This is a genomic window from Dolichospermum circinale AWQC310F (genome assembly GCF_000426925.1).
Taxonomy (GTDB): Bacteria; Cyanobacteriota; Cyanobacteriia; order Cyanobacteriales; family Nostocaceae; genus Dolichospermum; species Dolichospermum circinale.
This window is the reverse complement of sequence record NZ_KE384689.1, coordinates 27335-30064: the sequence shown is the minus strand read 5'-3', so window position 1 is coordinate 30064 and position 2730 is coordinate 27335. Positions and strand designations below refer to the sequence as shown.

5 protein-coding genes are annotated in these 2730 nt (G+C 33.3%); all 5 read left to right on the top strand.

What is annotated here, in order from left to right; all coding sequences use genetic code 11:
* Nucleotides 1-478: hypothetical protein (locus ACIR310F_RS22605; RefSeq protein WP_035368016.1), on the top strand; the 478-nt coding region annotated here is incomplete at its 5' end.
* Nucleotides 479-548: 70 nt separating this feature from the next.
* A complete protein-coding gene (locus ACIR310F_RS0114030) occupies nt 549-770 on the top strand; it encodes a hypothetical protein (RefSeq protein ID WP_028084363.1) in 222 nt (73 codons plus the stop codon).
* A 41-nt stretch (nt 771-811) separates the two neighbouring features.
* Nucleotides 812-1333: a thermonuclease family protein gene (locus ACIR310F_RS0114025; protein WP_028084362.1), complete on the top strand. Its 522-nt coding sequence runs from the start codon at nt 812-814 to the stop codon at nt 1331-1333.
* A gap of 170 nt (nt 1334-1503) precedes the next feature.
* Nucleotides 1504-2019, top strand: a complete 516-nt coding sequence (locus ACIR310F_RS0114020; RefSeq protein ID WP_028084361.1) for a hypothetical protein — start codon at nt 1504-1506, stop codon at nt 2017-2019.
* 136 nt (nt 2020-2155) lie between these two features.
* On the top strand, nt 2156-2581 hold the full coding sequence (locus ACIR310F_RS0114015; RefSeq protein ID WP_028084360.1) for a hypothetical protein: 426 nt from the start codon (nt 2156-2158) through the stop codon (nt 2579-2581).
* The last annotated feature ends 149 nt before the right edge of the window (nt 2582-2730 follow it).

The following is a 2730-nucleotide window of genomic DNA, read 5'->3' as shown; positions in this document are numbered from 1 at the left end:
TGGTGCTAGGGCATCTGTTCCTAGTGGATGTAGAAAAGCTGCTAGTTTGATTCCAAAAAATAGCCGGGTGTTTGTGGGTTGCGCCAATGGAGTTGATGCCTATTTTAGGAAAGTATTTCCAAATGCTGAAGTTTCTAAGGCTTCTGATTTTGGAAAAGGTAAAAGTTCTTTTGCGCTGCGTTCTGTTCATGTAATTGAATCTGTTAAATGCAGAAATGGACTGTGGGTGTCATTCCCAGATTCACAATGTCCTGTTGATTTATTTCCATCTAGTGAAAAGGGCTGTTGTTTTTGTGGCAAAGGTTCGGGAACTTGGGCATCCTTAGCTTATGCACTTGGATTAGGAGTGCCATGTTTGGTTTATTTAGGAAATAATCCCCGTCCGCGTGGTTGGGGATTATTTTGTGTTAGTGAGGGATGGTATGGATGTCATGTTGTAGCAGATGTTTCTAGCCCATCTCAGTTGTCGTTGTTTTAGTGTTAATGAAATGGTGGAGGAAAGTGATTCCTCTCACCATTTTTTTGAGCTTTTTTAAAAGGAGTAAATCATGAATGACACAGTTTGGAATGGTGAAGAAAATTTAGATATAGATTATCTAATTAAATTAGAGAAAGCTATTCAAAAGTTGATTGAACTTGAAGAAAGCACGGATGATGAATTAGAATTACAAGATGCACGAACTGATGTTAAGCGGCGAATTAAAGGAGTCGCAATCGAATTTAATATCAATGGTGAATTTATTAACAGTTATTTGATAAATCATCGTTAAAAGAAATTATGTTATAGTTAATATTGTTTAATTATAACATAATGAAAGCGATTAAAGTAAATGTTTTAAAAATTCATGATGGTGACAGCCTAACTGTTAATTATCAGGATAAAATAATCAAAGCGCGAATGAGATTTATTGATGCGCCGGAATTAAAAAAGCCTTGGGAAAACTCAGACGATGCAAGGATTTTAGATCATTGGAGATGGGGAATTAATGCTAAGTTATTTTTAACTTCTTTGATTCCTAAAGATAATTTTTTATATTGTTATAAATATCAAGAAGACGACTACGAAAGATCATTGTGTGATTTATATATTAGTGATGTAATTAGCCAGGAAAACAACGTCCAGTTACTTATGTGCGCTGCGGGAATGTCGGCTTATTTTTTGCCATTTCAATATTATGATTTTACGTCAAATAGAGAATTGGATTTGTTTTTAGAAATAATAAGACAGTGCGCGATAGCGAAGCGCTCCGTAGGAATCGCTAAAAATAGAGGCGTTGGTTTCTGGAGAGATAATATTATTTTACCATATCAAATTAAAGGTCAAAGATTTTAGTGAATCAAAAGAAAGCAGAGTCCAAAATGTTACTAGATTTAACAAGTAACTAACCAATTATAATTATAGTTCATTGGTTATTTGTTTTTATTTTTAATTTAAGTTACCTCAAATTAATTTGTTGGGTGGCTATCGCCAAGAATGGTGTTTTTTTACCACATCGCACCATCATGAAAATCATCTCCAAAGTTCGCAAAGATACTCTAGATGAATTAAAAGAGTATCTAAAATCTTTAGTTCCTCTCATGACTAAAGATGTTAGTTATAAGGCCACTGATAGATATCGGATGTGGCTTTTCAATCATTGTGATTTAAGAAATGGCCAAATCTCTCCAGCTTATTATAATGAGAGGTTGTTTAGGTTTTGTCAAAGAGTATATCCCGGTTGTAATATCGGATTACTTTCGTTTGGTGGCCAAGTCAATGGCATTAAGAGTAGTGGCCTAATTGATGATCATAGAGATCATAGTTATAGTCAGCCAATAGCTCGAACTGTAAATATAGGTGAGGCCATATTTAGAGTTAATGGTGTTGACCATGAATTGAATGATGGCCAAATCATTGAATTTAATTGTAAGCAGATCCATTCTCTTACTGAGATTAGATCTGAATTAAGATTTGGACTTAATCTTTGGAAGTTGAATGAGCAGAAAGGTTATCGATCTGCCCGAGATTTGAAGTATTAAAATAATTTAGATAATATTGATCTAGAAATAGATTGATATTATCTAAATTCTAATTTAATATTTCAAATTCTATATACAAAGTTGATCTGTGAGGTGGCTAACGCCAAGAGTGGTGTTTTTTTTGAGGACCCACACCATGTTTTATCAAGCCCCAGAATTTGTCGGAAGAATCCGTAATCTCCACTTTGATAATAATAAGTGGCATTATGAGATTTATATCAACGATATCTTAGTTAAAAAAGATTATGTTGATCACATACTTGATAAGAATGAAGTTATCAAGTATATCAAGATGATCGGTGACCAGTATAGAAAAATCTTGATGTTAAAGCATGAGCTTGACACCGTTGGTGATGAATGGTATGTGAAATGGTGTACCAATCTAACTAGATATGGCAAAAGTCTCGGACTCACTGGTTATTATGGTATATTTCATAAGGCCAGAGAAGTTTATATGATCTCTAGTTATGATCATCAGAATCTTGACTCTGCCCTAGAGTTTTTGAAAAGAAAGAAAATAGAACGTCAACAAGTTGTTGATACCTATTTATCTCAAAATTAATTTGAATTAAAAATAAGTGATCCTAGTTTAGAAATAAATTAGGATCACTTATTAACATCAGAAAAAATGACAAATTAACTACACACCAAAAAATGACAAATTAATTACACAGATAATTCAGAGCTAAATTTGCTCGTAAAAATACACAA